This is a genomic window from Nocardioides sp., from assembly GCF_044226765.1.
Lineage (GTDB): Bacteria > Actinomycetota > Actinomycetes > Propionibacteriales > Nocardioidaceae > Nocardioides.
Genome location: NZ_JBGAGJ010000009.1, coordinates 81,261 through 99,832, shown reverse-complemented (window position 1 = coordinate 99,832; position 18,572 = coordinate 81,261). Strand labels below are relative to the sequence as shown.

Annotated in this window: 20 protein-coding genes; 8 read left to right on the top strand and 12 right to left on the bottom strand. The window is 73.4% G+C overall.

The window, feature by feature from the left end:
• Positions 1 to 132: 132 nt before the first annotated feature.
• From ACILRH_RS17470 to ACILRH_RS17460, 3 genes are read right to left on the bottom strand one after another with little or no spacing between them, the layout of a single operon-like run.
• The gene (locus tag ACILRH_RS17470) at positions 133 to 957 is read right to left on the bottom strand and encodes an SDR family oxidoreductase (protein WP_395695326.1); all 825 of its coding nucleotides are present in this window, start codon (positions 955 to 957) and stop codon (positions 133 to 135) included.
• A 29-nt stretch (positions 958 to 986) separates the two neighbouring features.
• Positions 987 to 2,222 carry a class I SAM-dependent RNA methyltransferase gene (locus ACILRH_RS17465; protein WP_395695325.1) on the bottom strand — a complete coding sequence of 412 codons (1,236 nt, stop codon included), beginning with the start codon at positions 2,220 to 2,222 and terminating at the stop codon, positions 987 to 989.
• A gap of 10 nt (positions 2,223 to 2,232) precedes the next feature.
• Entirely contained in the window at positions 2,233 to 4,281 is a 2,049-nt protein-coding gene (locus ACILRH_RS17460; protein ID WP_395695324.1) for an APC family permease, read from the bottom strand.
• Positions 4,282 to 4,376: 95 nt separating this feature from the next.
• On the opposite strand from ACILRH_RS17460, the gene ACILRH_RS17455 reads away from it, so the two are divergent.
• Both ACILRH_RS17455 and ACILRH_RS17450 read left to right on the top strand, forming a co-directional pair.
• Positions 4,377 to 5,024, top strand: a complete 648-nt coding sequence (locus tag ACILRH_RS17455; RefSeq protein WP_395695418.1) for a potassium channel family protein — start codon at positions 4,377 to 4,379, stop codon at positions 5,022 to 5,024.
• 9 nt (positions 5,025 to 5,033) lie between these two features.
• Complete coding sequence (locus ACILRH_RS17450) at positions 5,034 to 5,702, top strand: potassium channel family protein (protein ID WP_395695323.1); 669 nt, start codon at positions 5,034 to 5,036, stop codon at positions 5,700 to 5,702.
• Positions 5,703 to 5,727: 25 nt separating this feature from the next.
• On the opposite strand, the gene ACILRH_RS17445 is transcribed toward ACILRH_RS17450, so the two are convergent.
• From ACILRH_RS17445 to dut, 4 genes are read right to left on the bottom strand one after another with little or no spacing between them, the layout of a single operon-like run.
• Entirely contained in the window at positions 5,728 to 6,471 is a 744-nt protein-coding gene (locus tag ACILRH_RS17445) for a DUF3159 domain-containing protein (protein WP_395695322.1), read from the bottom strand.
• On the bottom strand, positions 6,468 to 6,833 hold the full coding sequence (locus tag ACILRH_RS17440) for an OB-fold nucleic acid binding domain-containing protein (RefSeq protein WP_395695321.1): 366 nt from the start codon (positions 6,831 to 6,833) through the stop codon (positions 6,468 to 6,470). The genes ACILRH_RS17445 and ACILRH_RS17440 overlap by 4 nt, the downstream gene beginning before the upstream one ends.
• Position 6,834: 1 nt before the next feature.
• A complete protein-coding gene (locus tag ACILRH_RS17435) occupies positions 6,835 to 7,503 on the bottom strand; it encodes a DUF3710 domain-containing protein (RefSeq protein WP_395695320.1) in 669 nt (222 codons plus the stop codon).
• Entirely contained in the window at positions 7,500 to 7,964 is a 465-nt protein-coding gene (gene dut, locus ACILRH_RS17430; RefSeq protein WP_395695319.1) for a dUTP diphosphatase, read from the bottom strand. Before dut ends, ACILRH_RS17435 begins: the two co-directional genes overlap by 4 nt.
• A gap of 103 nt (positions 7,965 to 8,067) precedes the next feature.
• Between dut and ACILRH_RS17425 the strand changes: the two genes are divergently transcribed.
• Both ACILRH_RS17425 and ACILRH_RS17420 read left to right on the top strand, forming a co-directional pair.
• Positions 8,068 to 8,529, top strand: a complete 462-nt coding sequence (locus tag ACILRH_RS17425) for a DUF3093 domain-containing protein (RefSeq protein WP_395695318.1) — start codon at positions 8,068 to 8,070, stop codon at positions 8,527 to 8,529.
• A 33-nt stretch (positions 8,530 to 8,562) separates the two neighbouring features.
• Entirely contained in the window at positions 8,563 to 8,859 is a 297-nt protein-coding gene (locus ACILRH_RS17420) for a DUF4235 domain-containing protein (RefSeq protein WP_395695317.1), read from the top strand.
• 66 nt (positions 8,860 to 8,925) lie between these two features.
• Here the strand turns inward: ACILRH_RS17420 and ACILRH_RS17415 are convergent, their stop codons facing one another.
• The 3 genes from ACILRH_RS17415 to ACILRH_RS17405 all read right to left on the bottom strand — a co-directional run bounded on the left by ACILRH_RS17415 (position 8,926) and on the right by ACILRH_RS17405 (position 11,260).
• A complete protein-coding gene (locus ACILRH_RS17415; RefSeq protein WP_395695316.1) occupies positions 8,926 to 9,219 on the bottom strand; it encodes a DUF4193 domain-containing protein in 294 nt (97 codons plus the stop codon).
• 119 nt (positions 9,220 to 9,338) lie between these two features.
• A complete protein-coding gene (locus ACILRH_RS17410; RefSeq protein WP_395695315.1) occupies positions 9,339 to 10,163 on the bottom strand; it encodes an inositol monophosphatase family protein in 825 nt (274 codons plus the stop codon).
• Positions 10,164 to 10,165: 2 nt separating this feature from the next.
• Complete coding sequence (locus ACILRH_RS17405; protein WP_395695314.1) at positions 10,166 to 11,260, bottom strand: ferrochelatase; 1,095 nt, start codon at positions 11,258 to 11,260, stop codon at positions 10,166 to 10,168.
• A gap of 81 nt (positions 11,261 to 11,341) precedes the next feature.
• Between ACILRH_RS17405 and ACILRH_RS17400 the strand changes: the two genes are divergently transcribed.
• Together ACILRH_RS17400 and ACILRH_RS17395 are read left to right on the top strand one after the other, a co-directional pair.
• Positions 11,342 to 12,547: an MFS transporter gene (locus tag ACILRH_RS17400; protein WP_395695313.1), complete on the top strand. Its 1,206-nt coding sequence runs from the start codon at positions 11,342 to 11,344 to the stop codon at positions 12,545 to 12,547.
• Positions 12,544 to 13,842, top strand: coding sequence for a D-arabinono-1,4-lactone oxidase (locus ACILRH_RS17395; RefSeq protein WP_395695312.1), 1,299 nt, complete (start codon positions 12,544 to 12,546; stop codon positions 13,840 to 13,842). The genes ACILRH_RS17400 and ACILRH_RS17395 overlap by 4 nt, the downstream gene beginning before the upstream one ends.
• A gap of 154 nt (positions 13,843 to 13,996) precedes the next feature.
• On the opposite strand, the gene ACILRH_RS17390 is transcribed toward ACILRH_RS17395, so the two are convergent.
• Positions 13,997 to 14,632, bottom strand: coding sequence for a trimeric intracellular cation channel family protein (locus ACILRH_RS17390; protein WP_395695311.1), 636 nt, complete (start codon positions 14,630 to 14,632; stop codon positions 13,997 to 13,999).
• Positions 14,633 to 14,726: 94 nt separating this feature from the next.
• Between ACILRH_RS17390 and sepH the strand changes: the two genes are divergently transcribed.
• Complete coding sequence (gene sepH / locus ACILRH_RS17385; RefSeq protein ID WP_395695310.1) at positions 14,727 to 15,716, top strand: septation protein SepH; 990 nt, start codon at positions 14,727 to 14,729, stop codon at positions 15,714 to 15,716.
• A gap of 49 nt (positions 15,717 to 15,765) precedes the next feature.
• Complete coding sequence (locus ACILRH_RS17380) at positions 15,766 to 17,760, top strand: SDR family oxidoreductase (RefSeq protein ID WP_395695309.1); 1,995 nt, start codon at positions 15,766 to 15,768, stop codon at positions 17,758 to 17,760.
• Here the strand turns inward: ACILRH_RS17380 and ACILRH_RS17375 are convergent.
• Positions 17,741 to 18,568 (bottom strand): sulfurtransferase, encoded by an 828-nt coding sequence (locus ACILRH_RS17375; protein ID WP_395695308.1) that lies wholly within the window; start codon positions 18,566 to 18,568, stop codon positions 17,741 to 17,743. The two genes, ACILRH_RS17380 and ACILRH_RS17375, sit on opposite strands and share 20 nt — an antisense overlap.
• Between the last annotated feature and the right edge of the window lie 4 nt (positions 18,569 to 18,572).

The window sequence follows — 18,572 nt, the reverse complement described above, 5'->3', positions numbered from 1 at the left end:
TCCCGGTCGTGATCGTGCCCATCCTGCCGCCGCGCCGCGGTCCGAGGAAGGACGGGGTGCCTACCCCATGCGTACCCGGCAGGCCCGATCCGATATCTCTTGACATCAAGATACATGATGCCGAGACGAGTTTCAGCCCTGGGCGACCTCCGCGACGTGCTGCCACCGCTCCCAGGTGGCCAACCGCGCCTCGTAGTCGGCCCGCGCGATCCCGAGAGGCGCCGTGCCGAAGAACACCCGCAGCGGGGGCTCCTCGGCGTCGACGACCTCCAGCACGGCGGCCGCCGAGGCGGTCGGGTCACCGGGGCTGGCCACCCGGGCCCGGCGCTGCTCGGCCGCCTTCTCGCGGAACGCGTCGTACGCCGGCAGCGGCGTCGCGTGCTTCGCCGAGGCGCCTCCCCAGTCGGTGTCGAACCCGCCCGGCTCGATGATGGTGACCTTGATCCCGAAGTCCGCGACCTCCTGCGCCAGCGCCTGCGAGAACCCCTCGAGCGCCCACTTGGAGGCGTTGTAGATGCCGATGTTGGGGAAGGCCGAGATGCCCCCGATCGAGGAGACCTGGAGCAGGTGCCCGCTCCCCTGCTCGCGCAGCAAGGGCAGGGCCGCCTGGGTGACCCACAGGGCACCGAAGACGTTGGTCTCCAGCTGGGCGCGCGCCTCCTCCTCGCTGATCTCCTCGATGAGGCCGAACTGGCCGTAGCCGGCGTTGTTGACCACGACGTCGAGACGCCCGAAGTGGTCGTGCGCCTGCTGGACGGCCGCGAAGTCCGCCGCGCGGTCGGTCACGTCGAGCCGCAGCGGCAGCAGCGCGTCACCATGCCGCTGCACGAGGTCGTCCAGCGTGCCGGTGTCGCGCGCGGTGGCGGCCACCCGGTCCCCGCGCTCGAGGGCCGCGACCGTCCACTCGCGCCCGAAGCCGCGCGACGCGCCGGTGATGAACCAGGTCTTGGGATCCATGCGTCCGAACCTAGCCACGGCTCCCAACGTCACCGCGTCAGCAGCGCGACGCACTCCACGTGGTGGGTCATGGGGAACAGGTCGAAGCCGCGCAGGCCGACCAGGCGGTAGCCGAACTTCTGGAACGTGGCGACGTCCCGGGCCAGGGCGGCGGGGTCGCAGGCGACGTAGGCCACCGCTCGCGGCGACCGCTCGACCACCTGCTCGACGACCAGCGCCCGGGCGCCCTCGCGCGGCGGGTCGAGGACGACCAGGTCCACCTGCGCGAACGCCGACGGCAGCGGCGAGGCGAGCACCCGGTCGACCGGGCCCTGCTCGACGACCACCCCGGGCAGCCCGGCGAGGTTGGTGCGCGCGTGGCGCGACGCGGTGCGATCGCCCTCCACGGAGAGGACCCGGCCGGTTGGCCCCACGGCGTCGGCGAGGAAGCGGGCGAACAGCCCGACCCCGGAGTAGAGGTCGAGCACGACCTCCCCCCGCTTCGGCGCGAGCAGGTCCAGCACCGCCTCGACCAGCGCCCGGGGTGCCCCGGGGTGGACCTGCCAGAACCCGTCGGCCTCGACCGCGAAGAGGTGGTCGCCGTACCGCGGCGAGACCACCCGCTCCCCCACGACCGTCGAGAGCGCGGCGGTGTGCCGGTCCAGGGAGGTGCCGGCCCGGGTGACCGAGCGGGCGTCCGTGCGGGTGATCAGGCAGTCGTCGACGGGCACCACCTCGCGCGAGCGGTGCTTGCGCAGTCCGCGCCTGCCGCCGGGGCCGAGGGCCCACTGGATCCGGGTGCGCCAGCGCAGCCCGTCCTCGTCACCGGGCACCGGCTGCACCTCGACGTGCACGTCGGTCGCCGCGAGCCGGGCCAGCTGCTCGCGCACGACGGCGGCCTTGAGCTCGCGCTGCCGCGGCAGCGCCACGTGCTGGAAGTCGCACCCGCCGCACGCGCCCGGCCCGGCGTACGGACAGGGCGGCGCCACCCGGTCTGCCGACGCCTCGAGGACCTCGACGGCGTCACCGCGCCAGAACCGGTCGCCGTCGGTGCCCTCGGTGATCTCCACGACCACCCGCTCGCCCGGGATCGCGTGCCGCACGAACACCACCCGGGAGCGCTCGAGCGGGCCGACCGCAGCGTCCTCGAGCCGCACGACGCAGTGCCCGCCGTGCGCGACCGGCCCGACGACGGCCTCGAACCGCTCACCGACGTGGGAGCCGCCCCGCGGCTTGCGACGCCGCGGGCCGCGAGGGCCGGGCTTGCGGGGGCGGTCCCTGCTCATCTCGGGGAGCTCATGGCTGGATCTGCCGGTCCGAGTCCCCGCGCGTGGGCCCGCCGCCGATCCGGTACTCCGTCGGGCGGGTCCAGGTGCCGAGCCGCTCCTCGCGCTCACGGACCAGCTCGGAGGACCGCAGCTGGTAGGGCACAGACGTGACCATCACGCCGGGGGCGAACAGCAGCCGGCCCTTGAGGCGCAGCGCCGTCTGGTTGTGGAGCAGCTGCTCCCACCAGCGCCCGACGACGTACTCGGGGATGTAGACGGCAACGACGCCACGCGGGTTGGCCTTCTTGATCTCCATCGCGTAGTCCACGATCGGGCGGACCAGCTCGCGGTACGGCGAGTGCAGCACCTTGAGCGGGACGTCGAGGTGCCGCTCCTCCCACTCGGTCATCAGGCGCTGGGTCGCCTCCGGGTCGGTGGAGACGTAGACGCCCTCGAGCACGTTGGGCCGCGTCGCCTTGGCGAAGGCCAGGGCGCGCAGCGTCGGCTTGTGCAGCCGCGACACCAGCACGATCGCGTGCACGCGGGTCGGCATGACCTTGTCCTCCTCGTCCGCGGCCAGCTCGAGGTTGACGTTCTCGTAGTGGCGGTGGATCGCCCGCATGATCACGAAGAAGACCACCATCGCCAGGATCGTGATCCAGGCACCGGCGAGGAACTTGGTGAGCAGCACGATCACCAGGACGACGGCGGTGAAGGTGAGCCCGATGGCGTTGATCACCCGGGAGCGAACCATCCGGCGACGTTCGGCAGGGTCGGTCTCGGTGCGCAGGTGGCGGGTCCAGTGCCGGATCATGCCGAGCTGGCTGAGGTTGAAGGACACGAAGACGCCGACGATGTAGAGCTGGATCAGGCGCGTCGTCTCGGCGTTGAAGGCCTGGATCAGCACGATCGCCATGACGGCCAGGAAGACGATGCCGTTGCTGTAGGCCAGCCGGTCGCCGCGCGAGCCGAGCGCCCGCGGCGCGTAGCCGTCGCGAGCGAGGATCGACCCGAGCACCGGGAAGCCGTTGAACGCCGTGTTCGCGGCGAGCACCAGGATGATCCCGGTGACCGTCACGACGAAGTAGAACCCGGCCGGGTAGTCGTGGAAGATCGCGCGCGCCATCTGCGCGATGACCGCGTGCTGGTCGTAGTCCGCGGGCACGGGCTCGCCGTCGATGGTGAGGCGGTCCAGGTCGTTGGGGTCGACGTACTTCAGTCCCATCTGGTCGGCGAGGTTGATGATGCTCAGCATCATCGTGATCGCGATCGCGCCCAGCAGCAGCAGGGTGGTCGCGGCGTTGTCGCTCTTGGGCTTGCGGAAGGCCGGCACCCCGTTCGAGATCGCCTCGACACCGGTGAGCGCGGCACAGCCCGACGAGAACGCGCGGGCCAGCAGGAACATCAGCGCGAACGTCGTCATCGCGTCGCCGTAGCCGGGTGCCGCCTCGATGTCGAAGGCGGCGCTCTCCACCTGCGGCAGGGTCCCCGCGGCCAGCTCGAAGAGCCCGATCACGCACATGCCGAGGATCGCGACCATGAACGCGTAGGTGGGGATGGCGAAGAACGTGCCGGACTCCCGGATGCCGCGCAGGTTGATCGCCATGAGCACCAGCACCATCAGCGTCGCGAGGTTGGCCTCGTGGCCGCTGAACGCGCCGACCGCCGAGGCGGCGTACTGGGCTCCCGAGGAGATCGACACCGCCACGGTCAGGACGTAGTCGACCAGGAGAGCGCTGGCGACCGTCGTGCCGGCGGTGGCCCCCAGGTTGACGGTCGCGACCTCGTAGTCGCCGCCGCCACTGGGGTAGGCGTGCACCGTCTGCCGGTACGACGCGACGACCGCCGCCATCACCAGCGCGACGGCGATGCCGATCTTCCAGGACCAGACGTACGCCGACGCGCCGGCCAGCGACAGCATGATGAAGACCTCGTCCGGGGCGTAGGCCACCGAGGAGAGCGCGTCGCTGGCGAAGACGGGCAGCGCGATCCGCTTGGGAAGCAGCGTCTCCCCCAGCTGGGAGCTGCGCAGCTTGCGTCCCAGCAGGATCCGCTTCGAGACATCGCCGACACCCACGACGAGCAAGGCTAGACCCAGGCGGCGGTCCCGTGAGCATCCGTGCCGAGGCACGGGCCGGGCTGCTGTAGCGTTCGGACGTGCACGTCGTGATCATGGGCTGCGGACGGGTCGGCTCCACGCTGGCGCGCAGCCTCGAGGACCGCAACCACACGGTGTCGATCATCGACGCCAACCCCGACGCGTTCCGCCGTCTCGGGCCCGGCTTCAACGGCGACAAGGTCACCGGCCAGGGCTTCGACCAGGAGGTCCTCGAGAAGGCCGGGGTGCGCCGCGCCGACGCGTTCGCCGCGGTGTCGAGCGGCGACAACTCCAACATCATCGCCGCGCGGGTGGCCCGGGAGAGCTTCGGGATCCAGCAGGTCGTGGCCCGCATCTACGACCCGGGCCGGGCCGAGGTCTACCAGCGCCTGGGCATCACCACCGTGGCCACCGTGAAGTGGACCGCCGACCAGGTGCTCCGCCGCCTGCTCCCGGCCGGTGCCGAGCCGGACTTCCGCGACCCGTCGGGCACCATCCGGGTCGACCACCTCGCCGCTCCCCCGGCGTGGATCGGCCACCGCACGGTCGCCCTCCAGGAGCAGGCCGGCGTGCGGATCGCCTGGATCGACCGGCTCGGCGAGGGCATGCTCCCCTCCCGCGAGAGCGTCATCCAGGAGGGCGACGTCCTGCACGTCGTGATGCGCGAGGAGGGCGCGGGACGCGCCTACGAGGTCATCGACGCCGGACCGGAAGAGAGCTGAGGGCACACCATGCGGGTCGCGATCGCCGGCGCCGGCGCCGTGGGGCGCTCCATCGCCCGGGAGCTGATCGAGAACGGGCACGACGTGCTGCTCATCGACCGCAGCCCCACCGCGATCCGGCCCGAGCGCGTGCCGGACGCCGAGTGGCTGCTGGCCGACTCGTGCGAGCTGTCGTCGCTGGAGGAGGCCCGGCTCGACGAGTGTGACGTCGTCATCGCGGCGACCGGTGACGACAAGGTCAACCTGGTCACGTCGCTGCTGGCGAAGACCGAGTTCGGGGTGCCGCGCACCGTCGGTCGGGTCAACCACCCCAACAACGAGTGGCTGTTCACCGAGGCGTGGGGCGTCGACGTCAACGTCTCGACCCCGCGGATCATGTCAGCGCTGGTGGAGGAGGCCGTCGCCGTGGGCGACCTGGTCCGGCTCTTCACCTTCCGCCAGGGCCACGCCAACCTGGTCGAGATGACCCTGCCCGCGGACTCGCCGTACGTCGGCAAGCCGGCCGGGCTCATCCCGTTCCCCGAGAACTGCGCCCTGGTCACCATCCTGCGCGACGGCCAGGTCTACGTCCCCGACGCCGAGCAGCCCGTCGAGGCCGGTGACGAGCTGCTGTTCGTCGTCCCGGCCGACGTGGAGCAGGACCTCGAGCGGATGCTCGCCCCCTCCGCCCACAGCTGACGGCACGACGGGGCACGACGAGGGGTCAGGCCGGCTCCGCCGCCGGCTGGACCGGGGTCTTGTTGCGGGTGAGCACCCAGGCCATCGCGGCCAGGGCGGCGAGCTGCAGCGGCCAGCCCATTGCGATCTTGAGGATGCCGAGCAGCGCGACCGCCCGGTCGGGGTCCATCGCGCCCGACCGGCCGGCGAACCAGATCGGCGCCTGGGCGAGCACGCGCAGCAGGCACGGCACGGCGAGCAGCCAGGTCAGGCGGGAGCACAGCCGCACCACCTGGCGGTCCCGGTGCCAGGCGGTCGGGTCGCCGGTCACGCTGCCGACCATGAAGCCGACCAGCGGCCAGCCCACCAGGCAGGTGAGCGAGAGCACGAGGGTGTAGCCGGCGTTGTAGATGATGCCGGGCAGGAAGTACGCCAGGGCCTGGTCGTCCGCGCTGCCGCCCTGCCGGGCTGAGATCGTCACGAACAGCCAGCCGATGCCGATGCCGAACAGCGCGTTGAGGCAGAACTGCACGGTCGACCGCTGGGCCAGGCGCACACCCAGCATCACCACCGCGATCGTCACGCTGGCGACCAGCGCGTACCGCAGCTCCTTGGTGGTCAGCCAGACGATGGTGAAGACCAGGGTCGGCACGGCCGCCTCGACCATGCCGCGCCGGCCGCCCAGCGCCCGGCTGATCTGCGCGCGGACCACGGCCTCGACGGTGTCGACGGTCGCGGCCGGGTGCTCGCTGCCCATCTCCTCGGACCCCGTGCCCTCCGCAGCGGTCATGGCAGCAGCTCGTAGCGCGGGTTGTAGAGGATGCGCTGGCCGTCGTGGCGGCCGATCCGGCCCTGCACCTCCAGCGAGCGGCCCGGGTTGACCCCCGCGATCGTGCGCCGGCCCAGCCAGATGACGGTGAGCGTCCCGGTGCCGTCGTACAGCTCGGCCTCCAGGGCCGGGACGCCGCCTCGGGGCCGCAGGGTCACCGAGCGCAGCGTGCCGCGCAGCCGCACCGGCCGGCGGTCGGGGGCGTCGGCGATCCGGTCGTGGTCCTCGTCCGGGGCGTAGGCGCGCTGCATGTCGCGGGCGTGCTGCTCCCGACTGCTCGCCCACCGGCTGATGCTGCGGCGCAGCCGGCTCTTCTCGGCCACGTCACCCGGCCGAGGGGTCCGGCCGCTCGACGAGCTGTCCGTCGCGCGGGAGGCTGAGGGCGAGCTCGGCGCCGGCGGGCATCGGGTGGCTGCCGCGGCGCACGACGACCTGCTCGACCAGGTCCTCCCAGGCGCCGGCCTGGTCGACCTCGACCGCCGGACGTCCGAGCAGCGTCGCGCGGAGCATCCAGCGCGGCCCGTTGACCCCGATGATCCGCGACGGCTGGGTGCCCGTGCGCCCGTCGGGCATCCGCACGGTCAGCTGGCAGACGAGCTCGGTGCCGAACCGCCCCTCGCGCTCGTCCGCGGTGCCGCCACGCTGCGCGAAGTCCGCCGCGATGCGCGGGCGCACCTCGGCCCAGAGGTCGCCACCGCGCGGCGCGGCGAACGCACGCAGCTCGACCGCGCCCTCCTCCCCCGCGATCAGGACGGCCTGGACGGCCTCGGTCTGCTCGTCCACCTGCAGCTGCACCTCGGTGCCCTCGGCGGGCGGGACGAGCAGGGACCCCAGGTCCACGCGTGCCACCGGGTCGTCCTCGGGGAGGTCGTCGACGTCCCAGGGCCCGGTCGTCGGGCCGGCCACGGCGGGGGTCTCCTCGACGTCGTCCTGCTCGACCTCGGGGTCGGCAGGCGCCGCGGACGCCTCGGCGGACTTGCGACGGAACTTCACGGCTGCTGCTCCTCGGTGGGGACGGACGGGCGGCCGAAGCCTCCGGTAGAACCGTAGCCCCCGGCCCCTCGGACCGACGCGGGCAGTTCCCCCACCTCGGTGAACAGCGCGTGCTCGACCCGCTGGACGACGAGCTGGGCGACCCGGTCACCGCGGCGCAGCTCGATCGCCTCGCGCGGGTCGTGGTTGACCAGCGCCACCTTGATCTCGCCGCGGTAGCCGGCGTCCACGGTGCCCGGGGTGTTGACGATCGAGAGCCCGTGCCGCGCGGCCAGGCCGGAGCGGGGGTGGACGAACGCCGCGAACCCCTCGGGCAGGGCGATCGCGACCCCGGTCGGGACGAGCGCGCGCTCCCCCGGGGCCAGCGTCACGTCGACGGTCGTCACGAGGTCGGCGCCGGCGTCGCCGGGATGGGCGTACGACGGCAGCGGCAGGTCGGGGTCGAGGCGGGTCACGAGCACCTCGACGTCCCTCCCGGGGGCGGGGCGGTCAGCGGGCGGGGGCTGGGGGTCCGGCACGGGCCCGGACACTACCCGCCCCACGACGGGTGACAAGATGCCGCCCGTGACCGTTGCCCCCGCCTACGAGGAGCGCCTCGGCGTCCCGCTGCGGTGGTGGGTGCAGAGCACCATGCTGGTCGCGGTCCTGTGGCTGTCGGTCGCCGTCGCGACACCGGCCGCGGTCGCCTGGGTGGTCTGCGCGATCGGGCTCGCGGTCATGGTGTTCTCGCTGCTGCTGATCGGCTCGCCGCGGGTCGTCGTCGCCGACCGGACCTTCCGCGCGGGACGGGCGCACATCGGTGCCGAGCACCTGGGCAGCGCCGTGGCCCTGGACGCCGAGGAGACGCGCCGGGTGGCCGGGGTGGACGCGGACGCCCGCGCCTACCTGCTGCTGCGGCCCTACCTCAAGCGTGCGGTCAAGGTCGAGATCACCGACCCGGCCGACCCGGCGCCGTACTGGCTGGTGAGCACCCGGCGGCCCGACGAGCTGGCCCAGGCCCTGACCGCCCTGACCCGCACCCCCTGAGTCCCACCCCCTGAGCCTGGGTACTGTTCGGCCATGGCCAAGGATTCGTCCAAGTTCTGGACCGTCTTCTCCCTCGTCTCCGCTCTCGGGGCGGCCGCCCTGGCGAAGCAGTCGCTCGACAAGCTGTGGAAGGTCATCACCGGCAAGCAGCCGCCCGAGAACCCCGCGGACCCCGACGTGGACATCTGGGAGGCGGTCAGCTGGGCGATCGCCAGCGGTGTCGCGGTCGGGATCGCCCGGATGCTCGCGCAGCGCAAGGCGGCCGCCTACTACGCGCGCACCACGGGCCACCTCCCGCCCGAGCTCCAGCGCGACGGCCAGGAGGCCTGAGCCCGGACACCAGACGCCCCCACCCCGTGGGGGCTGCGGCCTTCTGGTGCGTCTCGTGCCGCGCCGTCAGGCGGCGCAGTCGCGGCAGATCATCTTCTTCGGGTCCGCCAGCTGGCTGCGGTGGTGGACCAGGAAGCAGCTCATGCAGGTGAACTCGTCCTCCTGCGTCGGCTTCACCTCGACGGCGAGCTCCTCGTGCGAGAGATCGGCGCCGGGCAGCTCGAAGGACTCGGCGGCCTCCGCCTCGTCCTCGTCGACCTTGCCGGAGTTCTTGTCGTGGCGACGCGCCTTGAGCTCCTCGATGCTCTCCTCGGACTGCTCGTCCTCGTTCTTGCGCGGTGCGTCGTAGTCAGTCGCCATCCGTCACTCCACTCCCGTACTTCTCATGCGCCTGCGTCGGCGCCAGATTGTGCACCATCGGACTGATCGACTGCACGCCGGTCCCCTGTGGCGGATCAGGAACGCCCGCCACCAGCCCACTATTCCCCCGCTGGAGCGGTGAAACCCGCCCGTTCCAGCGCCGCCGCGAGGTCGTCGAAGCCGTGTGGCGGAGCACACACCACCAGGTCCGTCCCGCCGATGCCGTCGAGCACCTCCAGGCGGGCGCCGGCCACCTGCGCGACGAGCCCCCCGGCCGCGTGGTCCCACGCGTTGACGCCCTCCTCGAAGTACCCGTCGACCACGCCCTCGGCCACCTGGCACAGGTCCAGCGCGCACGACCCGAGGCGCCGCACGTCGCGGACCTCGGTGATCAGGCGCGCGAGCGCCTCGGCCTGCAGCCGCCGGATCCGCGCGTCGTAGTTGAAGCCGGTGGACACCAGCCTCAGGTGCAGCGGGGCCGGGCCGCGGACCGCGAGCGGCACGCCGTCGCGGGTGGCGACCGCCGGTCCGCGGTCGTCGGCCAGGTGGGCGACGTACTCGGCTCCCGACGCGACGTTGAGGACGACGCCCGCGACCACGACGCCGTCGCGCTCCGCGGCGATCGAGACGGCGTACTGCGGCAGCCCGTAGAGGAAGTTGACGGTGCCGTCGATCGGGTCGACGACCCACCGGACGCCCGACCGGCCGGCCCGGTCGGCACCCTCCTCGCCGAGGACGCCGTCGTCGGGGCGCTCGGCCAGCAGGCGGTCGCGGATCAGCGCCTCGCTGGCCCGGTCGGCCTCGGTGACGACGTCGACGTCGCTGGACTTGGTGGCGGCCACCGTCACCTCGCCGGTGCGGCGCTCGCGCACCAGCGCGGCCGCCTCCCGGGCGATGCGGAGCGCGAGGTCGGCGAGGTCGCCGTTCGAGGGGTGCGCGGCCACCGTCACGAGTCGGCGCCCGCGAGCGCGGGCCGCTCGGCGGCGCGCGCGTTGGGGCAGCAGCCGACCGGGCAGACGTCCCAACAGGCCGGCTCGCTGCCGACCGCGGCGCGGACGACCTCCTCGCCCCGCTCGACCGCGGCCCGCTCGAGGAGCAGGTCGCGCACCGTGGCCACGAAGCGCGGGTCGACGCCCGCGGTGGCGGCCCGGGTGACGGGCAGGCCGAGCTTCTCGGCGGTGGCGGTCGCCTCGGTGTCGAGGTCGTAGACGACCTCCATGTGGTCGGACACGAAGCCGATCGGCACCATCACCACCGCCGGGGCGCCGGCCGCCTGCACGTCCGCCAGGTGGTCGTTGACGTCCGGCTCCAGCCAGGGCACGTGGGGCGCGCCCGACCGCGAGCAGAAGACCAGCGCGTGGGGGTGGCGCCGGCCGGTCTCCTCGCGCACCCGCTCGACCACCACGTCGGCCACGCTGCGGTGCTGACGCACGTAGGCGCCGCCGTCCGGGCCGCTCCCGTCGTTCATCGACAGCGGGACCGAGTGGGTGACGAACGCCAGGTGGGCCCCCTCGCGCACCTCCTCCGGCAGGTCCGCGAGCGCCGCGAGGGTCGCGTCGACGACGGGCTCCACGAAGCCGGGGTGGTTGAAGTAGTGGCGCAGCTTGTCCAGCCGCGGCGCGCCCTCCCCCGCCCCGGCGACGGCGTCGAAGAGGTTCTCGCGGTACTGCCGGCAGCTGGAGTACGACGAGTAGGCGCTGGTCACGAAGCACGCGGCCCGGGTGACCCCGTCGGCCGTCATCTGCCGGAGCGTGTCGGTCAGGTAGGGGTCCCAGTTGCGGTTGCCCCAATAGAGCGGCAGGTCGATGCCCGCGCCGTCGAGGTCCTCGCGCAGGGCGGCGAGGAACTCGCGGTTGTGGTCGTTGATCGGCGACCGGCCCCCGAAGAGGAAGTAGTGCTCGCCGACCTCCTCCAGCCGCTCGCGCGGGATGCCCCGTCCCCGGGTGACGTTCTCCAGGAACGGCACCACGTCCTCCGGCTTCTCCGGTCCCCCGAACGACACCAGCAGGATCGCGTCGTACGGCGTGGCGTCGGGCGTCATGGCGCCATCGTATTGAGGCGCCCACAACCGGTCCGGGCCGGGATTCGTCCGGGCTCGCGAGGGGCCCTACGCTCGGCGACGATGCTCACGTCGTACCGCCGGGTGCTGGCCCATCCGGGTGCCCTCCGCTTCTCGCTCACCGCGCTGGTCGCGCGGCTGCCGATGTCGATGGTCGGGCTCGGGATCGTGCTGCTCGTCTCCGGGGCGACCGGGCGCTACGGGGTCGCCGGCGCCGTAGCGGCCTCGTTCATGCTCGCCAACGCCGGCCTGGCGATCGTCCAGGGCCGCCTGCTGGACCGGTTGGGCCAGGGCCGGGTGCTCGCCGCCGTCAGCCTCGCCTTCGGCGCGACGCTCACCCTCCTGGTCGTCTCGGTGCAGGCGGGGTGGCCGATCGCCTCGACCTACGTGCTGGCGGCCCTCGCCGGGGCCTGCCTGCCGCAGGTCGGCTCCGCGGTGCGGGCCCGCTGGTCGCACGTGCTGGACCGGCCGGCGGACGTGCAGACGGCCTACGCGCTCGAGGCCGTGCTCGACGAGGCCGTCTTCATCCTGGGACCGATCCTCGTCACGGTGCTCGCGACGACCGTGCACCCGGTCGCCGGCATCGCGGTGGCCGTGGTGGCCTGCGTCGCGGGGACGCTGGCCTTCTGCGCCCAGCGCGCGACCGAGCCGCCCGCGCACCCGCGGGTGGCCGCCGCCGGCGACCGGCCGCGGATGCCGTGGCGGACGGTGGCACCCCTGGCGGTGGTCTGCGCGGCCCTGGGCGTGCTCTTCGGCGCCGCCGAGGTCACCACGGTGGCGTTCGCGGACGAGCAGGGCCACAAGGCCTGGTCCGGCGCCCTGCTCGCCCTCTGGGCGCTGGGCAGCCTCACCGCCGGCGTCGTGACCGGCGCGGTGCGCTGGCGCCGGGGGCCGTCGCTGCGGGTCCGGTGGGGGGCGCTCGCGATGGCCTGCGCGATGGCGCCGCTGAGCTTCGTCGGGTCGCTCCCGGTGATGGGCCTGACCCTCTTCGTCGCGGGCTTCGCCATCGCGCCCACGATGATCGCGACCATGTCGCTGGTCGAGCAGGTCGTCCCGTCCGGCCGGCTGACCGAGGGCATGGCGATCATGCAGACCGGCCTGGTCGCCGGGGTGGCGCCGGGTGCCTCGCTCAGCGGCCTCGTGGTCGACCACGCGGGCGCATCGTCGGCGTACCTCGTCTCGCTCGCCGCCGGCGTCGTGGCCGCGTTCGCCGCACTCGCACTCCCCCGGCAGCGATCGGCCGGGGCGCCAGTACGCTCGCCGGCATGACCGAGTGGACCAACTGGTCCGGGCTGGAGTCCGCCCGGCCGCTGCGGGTCGAGGAGCCGACCGGCACCGGGGCGATCGTCGCCGCCGTGCAGCGCGCCCGCGACGAGGGATCCACGGTGAAGATGGTCGGGACCGGCCACTCCTTCACCGCGATCTCCGCGCCCGAGGGCACCATGCTCCGGCCCACGCACCTCGGCGGGATCCTCGCCGTGGACCGCGACGCGATGACCGTGACCGCCCTGGCCGGCACCCAGCTGAAGGTCCTCAACGCCCAGCTCGAGGCCCTCGGGCTGAGCCTGCACAACATGGGCGACATCGCCGAGCAGACCCTCGCGGGGGCCACCTCGACCGGCACCCACGGCACCGGCGGCGTCGCCGCGTCCCTCTCCGCGCAGATCTGCGGGCTGGAGCTGGTCACCGGCACCGGCGACGTGGTCGCGGCCTCCGGGACCGAGAACCCCGAGCTGCTCGAGCACGCGCGGGTCGGGCTCGGGGCGCTGGGCGTGCTGACGACACTGACCTTCCGCGTGGAGCCGCTGTTCGCCCTGGAGGCGACCGAGACCCCGATGTCCTGGGACGAGGCGCTCGACGGCTTCGACGAGCGCGCGGCGGCCCACCACCACGTCGACACCTACTGGTTCCCCCACACCGACCGGCTGGTGGTCAAGACCAACGACCGCCTCGACGACCTCGACGTCGCGCCGCTGTCGCGGTGGCGGGCCTGGTGGGACGACGAGTTCCTCTCCAACTCGCTCTTCGGTGCCCTCAACCACGTGACGAACGCCGTCCCCGCGGTGATCCCCCGCTTCAACCGGCTCTCCAGCCGGATGCTGTCGGCACGCACCTACAGCGACGTCGCCCACCGCGTCTTCACGTCCCCGCGCGACGTGGTCTTCCGTGAGATGGAGTACGCCGTGCCCCGTGAGGCCGGCCTCACGGCGCTCCGCGAGGCGCGGGCGGCGATCGATGCCTCCGACCTGCGGGTCACGTTCCCGGTGGAGATCCGGACCACGCCGGCCGACGACATCCCCCTGTCGACCTCGAGCGGCCGGGACTCCTTCTACCTCGCGTTCCACACCCACCGCGACGCCGACCACCGCGCCTACTTCGCCCTCCTCGAGCCGATCCTGCGTGCCCACGACGGCCGTCCGCACTGGGGCAAGGTCCACACCCGCACCGCGGCCGACCTCGCGCCGGCGTACCCCCGCTTCGCGGAGTTCCTCGCCCTGCGCGACCGGCTCGACCCCGACCGCGTCTTCGCCAACCCCTACCTGCGCCGGGTGCTGGGCGACTGAGGGGTGGATGAATCCCCGGTCAGCCGGGGAAACCTGACGTCGTCAGGGGTTGCAACACCCGACAACGTCAGGAAGAGCCTGACCGGTGGGACTCGCGGGGCTGGTGGGACGGCGCTCCAGTCGGTACGACGACGCGCGCTCGACCGAGCGCAGCTCACACGCTCGCCGGGCCGGTGGCGACCGGGGCCTGCCAGTGCCGCCAGATCGCGAGCAGCCGCCAGCCGGTGCACAGCGCGCCGCCGGTGAACGCGACCAGCAGCGTGGGCAGGTCCGCGCGGGTGCCCGCGACGACGACCGCCGCGCCGGCCAGGGCCGGGATGGCGTAGAGCTCGCCGCGGAAGACGACGGGAACCCGGGACGCCAGCACGTCGCGGAGCATGCCGCCGCCGATCGCGGTGACCAGCCCGATCAGCGCGGCCGCCAGGACGGCCAGGTCGTAGTCGAGCGCCTTGAGGGCGCCGGTGACGCAGAAGAGCCCGAGGCCGAAGGCGTCGAGCACGTTCACCGACCGCTCCCGACGGCCGACCGCGGGGTGGAACCGGAAGGTCAGCAGGCCCGCCAGGACCGGCGCCACCAGGTAGCGCCAGTCGGTGAGGGCGGCCGGCGGGCTGGCGCCGATCAGCAGGTCGCGCACGATCCCGCCGCCCAGGCCGGTGACGCCGGCGAGGACCAGCACCCCGAAGACGTCCAGCCCCTTGCGGACGGCGACCAGCGCACCGGAGACGGCGAACACGAACACGCCCAGGAGGTCGAGGGCGACGAGGAGGGAAGTGGGCTCGGAGGTCGACACGCAGGGAGGCTAGTCGGGCTCCCCGCCCCGGGGCACCCGCTGGCGTAGGCTCGGCCCACCCGAGGACGACGATGGGACAGGAGCACGACCCACGATGGCGCACCTGACGCTCGCTGGAGTGAGCGAGGACGGGAAGCGCCTGCTCCTGGTCGAGGCGGACGGCACCGAGCACAGCGTCGAGATCGATGCCCGCCTGCGGTCCGCCCTGCGCGACGAGCCTTCCCGCCGATTGGAGAAGACGATGGACAGCGCCCTGCGCCCCCGCGACATCCAGGCCCGCATCCGCGCGGGCGAGACGCCCGAGGCCGTGGCCCAGGCGGCCCAGACCTCGGTCGACAAGATCATGGCCTTCGCCGCGCCGGTCCTCGCGGAGCGCCAGCACGTCGCCGAGCGCGCCCAGCGGTCGTCGCTGCGACGCGGCGACGGGGCCGCCCCGGCGCACGGCGTCCGCACCCTCGGCGACGCGGTCGCCGCCCACCTGCGCAGCCTCAACGTGGACCCCGACGGCGTGGAGTGGGACGCCTGGCGCCGCGAGGACGGCCGCTGGTCGCTCACCGGCGGGTACGCCGTCCCGGGCCGCACCGGCACCGCCCAGCTGACCTTCGACGCCCCCGGCAACTACGTGACGCTGGACAACGACGACGCCCGGTGGCTGGTCGGTGACGCCGTCGCCGCCCCGGCCCCGGCGCACGACGACCTGCGGCACGCCCGCCAGCGCCGCCTGACCGCCGTGCAGGAGGAGGAGCTGCCGCTGGGTGGTCCGGAGCGGGGTGGTCCGGAGCCCGGCGGGCAGGAGGTGGGCGGGCAGGAGCTGGGCGACGACGCCATCGACCTGGTCACCGGTGCCGAGCAGCCGGTCGAGGCCTTCCTCGACGACCAGGCCCCCACCGAGCCCATGGTCGAGGAGCAGGCCGCCGAGCTGCGCGAGGAGGCGGCCGACGCCGCGGCGGAGGACACCGGGGACGAGGAGCCGGACCACGACCAGCACGAGCCCCCGACCCGGCGGCCGGTCAAGAAGACCCGGGGCCGGGCGTCGGTGCCGAGCTGGGACGAGATCATGTTCGGCGGCGGCGACAAGGCCTGACCCCGGCTCGCCCTGGCCGCGGAGGTTTACGCGTGGGTAGCGTGCGGCCATGTCGTACTTCGTCACGGGCGCCACGGGGTTCATCGGGCGACACCTGGTCCGCGAGCTGATCGACCACCGCGAGGGCGAGATCTTCGTGCTCGTCCGCGAGTCATCGCTGCGGCGGATGGAGTCGCTCGTCGCGCGGATGGGCACCGACCGGGTGGTGCCGGTCGTCGGCGACCTCGGCGCCGACGCGCTGGGCGTCGACCCGGCGTGGGTGGAGGAGCACCGGAGCGGGATCGACCACTTCTTCCACCTCGCGGCGATGTACGACATGACCGCGGACGCCGCGACCGACGAGGCGATGAACGTCGGCGGCACCCGCAACGCGCTGGCGCTCGCCGACGCGCTGCAGGTCGGCTGCTTCCACCAGGTCTCGTCCGTGGCCGCCGCCGGTGAGCACCGCGGTCGCTTCGACGAGACCATGTTCGACGAGGGGCAGCACCTGCCGTCGTCGTACCACCGCACGAAGTTCGAGTCCGAGAGGATCGTGCGCACCGAGGCGACGGTCCCCTGGCGGGTCTACCGGCCGGCCATCGTGATCGGCGCGTCGTCGACCGGCGAGATGGACAAGATCGACGGGCCCTACTACTTCTTCGGGGCGATCAAGGCGATGCGCGACCGGCTGCCCTCCTGGCTGCCGCTGCTCGGCGTCGACCTCGGCGACACCAACATGGTCCCGGTGGACTACGTCGCCGCCGCGATGGACCACATCGCCCACCTGCCCGACCGCGACGGCGAGGCGTTCCACCTGGTCAACCCCGAGCCGCAGCCGGTGGTCGACACGATCAACGCGTTCTGCGCCGCGGCCGGTGCACCGCGCTTCCGCACTCCGGTCGACCGCGACCGGATGCGCTTCCTGCCCCGCCCGCTGACCCCGGCCGGTGCGCTCAACCTGGTCGCGAAGCAGCCGGCGGTGCAGTCGGTGCTCGACCTGGCGACCAGCCGGGTCGGCATCCCGGCCGAGGTCGTCGCGCACACCTCGTTCGTGCCGACCTTCGACTCCCGGCGCACCGAGCAGGCGCTGGCGGGCTCCGGCATCGGGGTGCCGGAGCTCGAGAGCTACGCCCGGTCCCTGTGGGGCTACTGGGAGGAGTACCTCGACGACTCCACCGCCCGGGACCCTCGCGCGGTCGAGGCGCTCACCGGGAAGTACGTCGTCATCACCGGCGCCTCGTCGGGGATCGGCAAGGTGACCGCCCTCAAGGTCGCCCAGGCCGGCGGCACGCCGATCCTCGTGGCCCGCGGCAAGGAGAAGCTCGACGAGCTGCGGGCGGTCATCGAGGACCGAGGCGGGGCCGCGATCGTCCAGCCGTGCGACCTGTCCGACCTGGAGGCGATCGACGCCCTCTGCGAGACGCTCGTGGCCGAGCTGCCGTCGGTCGACATGGTCGTCAACAACGCCGGGCGCTCGATCCGGCGCTCGCTGCGGCTCTCGCACGACCGGTTCCACGACTTCGAGCGGACCATGCAGCTGAACTACTTCGGCGCGATCCGCCTGGTGATGGGACTGCTGCCCGCCATGCGCGCGCAGCACCGCGGGCACATCGTCAACATCTCCTCGATCGGGGTGCAGACGAACCCGCCGCGATTCTCGGCGTACGTCGCCTCGAAGGCGGCACTGGACTCGTGGAGCAACGTGGTGTCCTCCGAGCTGGTCGGCCACGGCATCACGTTCACCAACATCCACATGCCGCTGGTGCGGACGCCGATGATCGCGCCGACCAAGCTCTACGACAAGTTCCCCACGATCTCCCCCGCCCAGGCCGCGGACCTGGTCATCGAGGCGATGGTCGACCGGCCCCACGAGATCAACACGATGCTCGGCAACGCCGGGGCGGTCGCCCACACGGTCACCCCTAAGCTGGCGTTCCGCGTGCTGAACCTGGCCTACCAGGTGTTCCCGGACTCGGCCGCGGCGAAGGGCGAGACCGCCGAGGGTGGCACCCGCGAGTCCGAGCAGATCATGCTGGCCCGGCTCTTCAAGGGGATCCACTGGTAGGACCGGCGACCGGGCGGTCCGGGTCGGTGATCCAGCCCGACCAGCTCCCCGGGTAGAGCGCCGCCGGGATCCCGGCCAGCTCCAGCGCGACGATGTCGTGCACGGCGGTCACCCCGGACCCGCAGTAGACGGCGACGGCCGCGTCGCCGTCGACCCCCGCGGCGGCGTACAGCGCCCGCAGCTCCTCCGGCGAGCGGAACCGGCCGTCGGCGCGCAGGTTCGTCGTGGTCGGGACGTTGACCGCACCGGGGATGTGCCCCGCGACCGGGTCGATCGGCTCGGTCTCCCCGCGGAACCGCTCGGGGGCCCGCGCGTCGACCAGGACGGGCACCCCGAGCACCTCCTCGGCCTCGACGACCGGCAGCTGGCCGGGGCGGGCGGTGAAGTCGCCGCGCCGCCCGGGCAGCGTGGCCCCGGTCGCCACCGCTCCCCCGTCCGCGACCCACGCCGGCCACGCCCCGTCGAGCAGCCGCACGTCGCGGTGGCCGTGGAAGCGCAGCAGCCACCAGGCCCGGCCGGCGGCCAGGCCGGACCAGTCGTCGTACACGACCACCGGGCGGTCGTCGCTCACCCCCGCACGCCGCATCGCCTCCTCGAAGACGGCGGTGTCGGGCAGCGGGTGCCGCCCACCTCGACCGGGCGGGGCGGCGAGCTCGGTGTCGAGGTCGACGTACACCGACCCGGGCACGTGACCGCGCTCGTGCTCCGCACGGCCGCCGGGTCCGCCGATCCGGTAGCGGACGTCGAGCACCGTCACGGAGCCGAGGGCCTCGTGTAGCTCCCGGGGCGAGAGAAGGGGGGAGGTCATGCGG

Coding starts and splice junctions, on each gene's coding strand:
- ACILRH_RS17470 (WP_395695326.1), bottom strand. CDS start 957: ATGGATCCCAAGACCTGGTTCATCACCGGCGCGTCGCGCGGCTTCGGG.
- ACILRH_RS17465 (WP_395695325.1), bottom strand. CDS start 2,222: ATGAGCAGGGACCGCCCCCGCAAGCCCGGCCCTCGCGGCCCGCGGCGT.
- ACILRH_RS17455 (WP_395695418.1), top strand. CDS start 4,377: ATGGGCTGCGGACGGGTCGGCTCCACGCTGGCGCGCAGCCTCGAGGAC.
- ACILRH_RS17450 (WP_395695323.1), top strand. CDS start 5,034: ATGCGGGTCGCGATCGCCGGCGCCGGCGCCGTGGGGCGCTCCATCGCC.
- ACILRH_RS17445 (WP_395695322.1), bottom strand. CDS start 6,471: ATGACCGCTGCGGAGGGCACGGGGTCCGAGGAGATGGGCAGCGAGCAC.
- ACILRH_RS17420 (WP_395695317.1), top strand. CDS start 8,563: ATGGCCAAGGATTCGTCCAAGTTCTGGACCGTCTTCTCCCTCGTCTCC.
- ACILRH_RS17415 (WP_395695316.1), bottom strand. CDS start 9,219: ATGGCGACTGACTACGACGCACCGCGCAAGAACGAGGACGAGCAGTCC.
- ACILRH_RS17405 (WP_395695314.1), bottom strand. CDS start 11,260: ATGACGCCCGACGCCACGCCGTACGACGCGATCCTGCTGGTGTCGTTC.
- ACILRH_RS17400 (WP_395695313.1), top strand. CDS start 11,342: ATGCTCACGTCGTACCGCCGGGTGCTGGCCCATCCGGGTGCCCTCCGC.
- ACILRH_RS17395 (WP_395695312.1), top strand. CDS start 12,544: ATGACCGAGTGGACCAACTGGTCCGGGCTGGAGTCCGCCCGGCCGCTG.
- sepH (WP_395695310.1), top strand. CDS start 14,727: ATGGCGCACCTGACGCTCGCTGGAGTGAGCGAGGACGGGAAGCGCCTG.
- ACILRH_RS17380 (WP_395695309.1), top strand. CDS start 15,766: ATGTCGTACTTCGTCACGGGCGCCACGGGGTTCATCGGGCGACACCTG.
- ACILRH_RS17375 (WP_395695308.1), bottom strand. CDS start 18,568: ATGACCTCCCCCCTTCTCTCGCCCCGGGAGCTACACGAGGCCCTCGGC.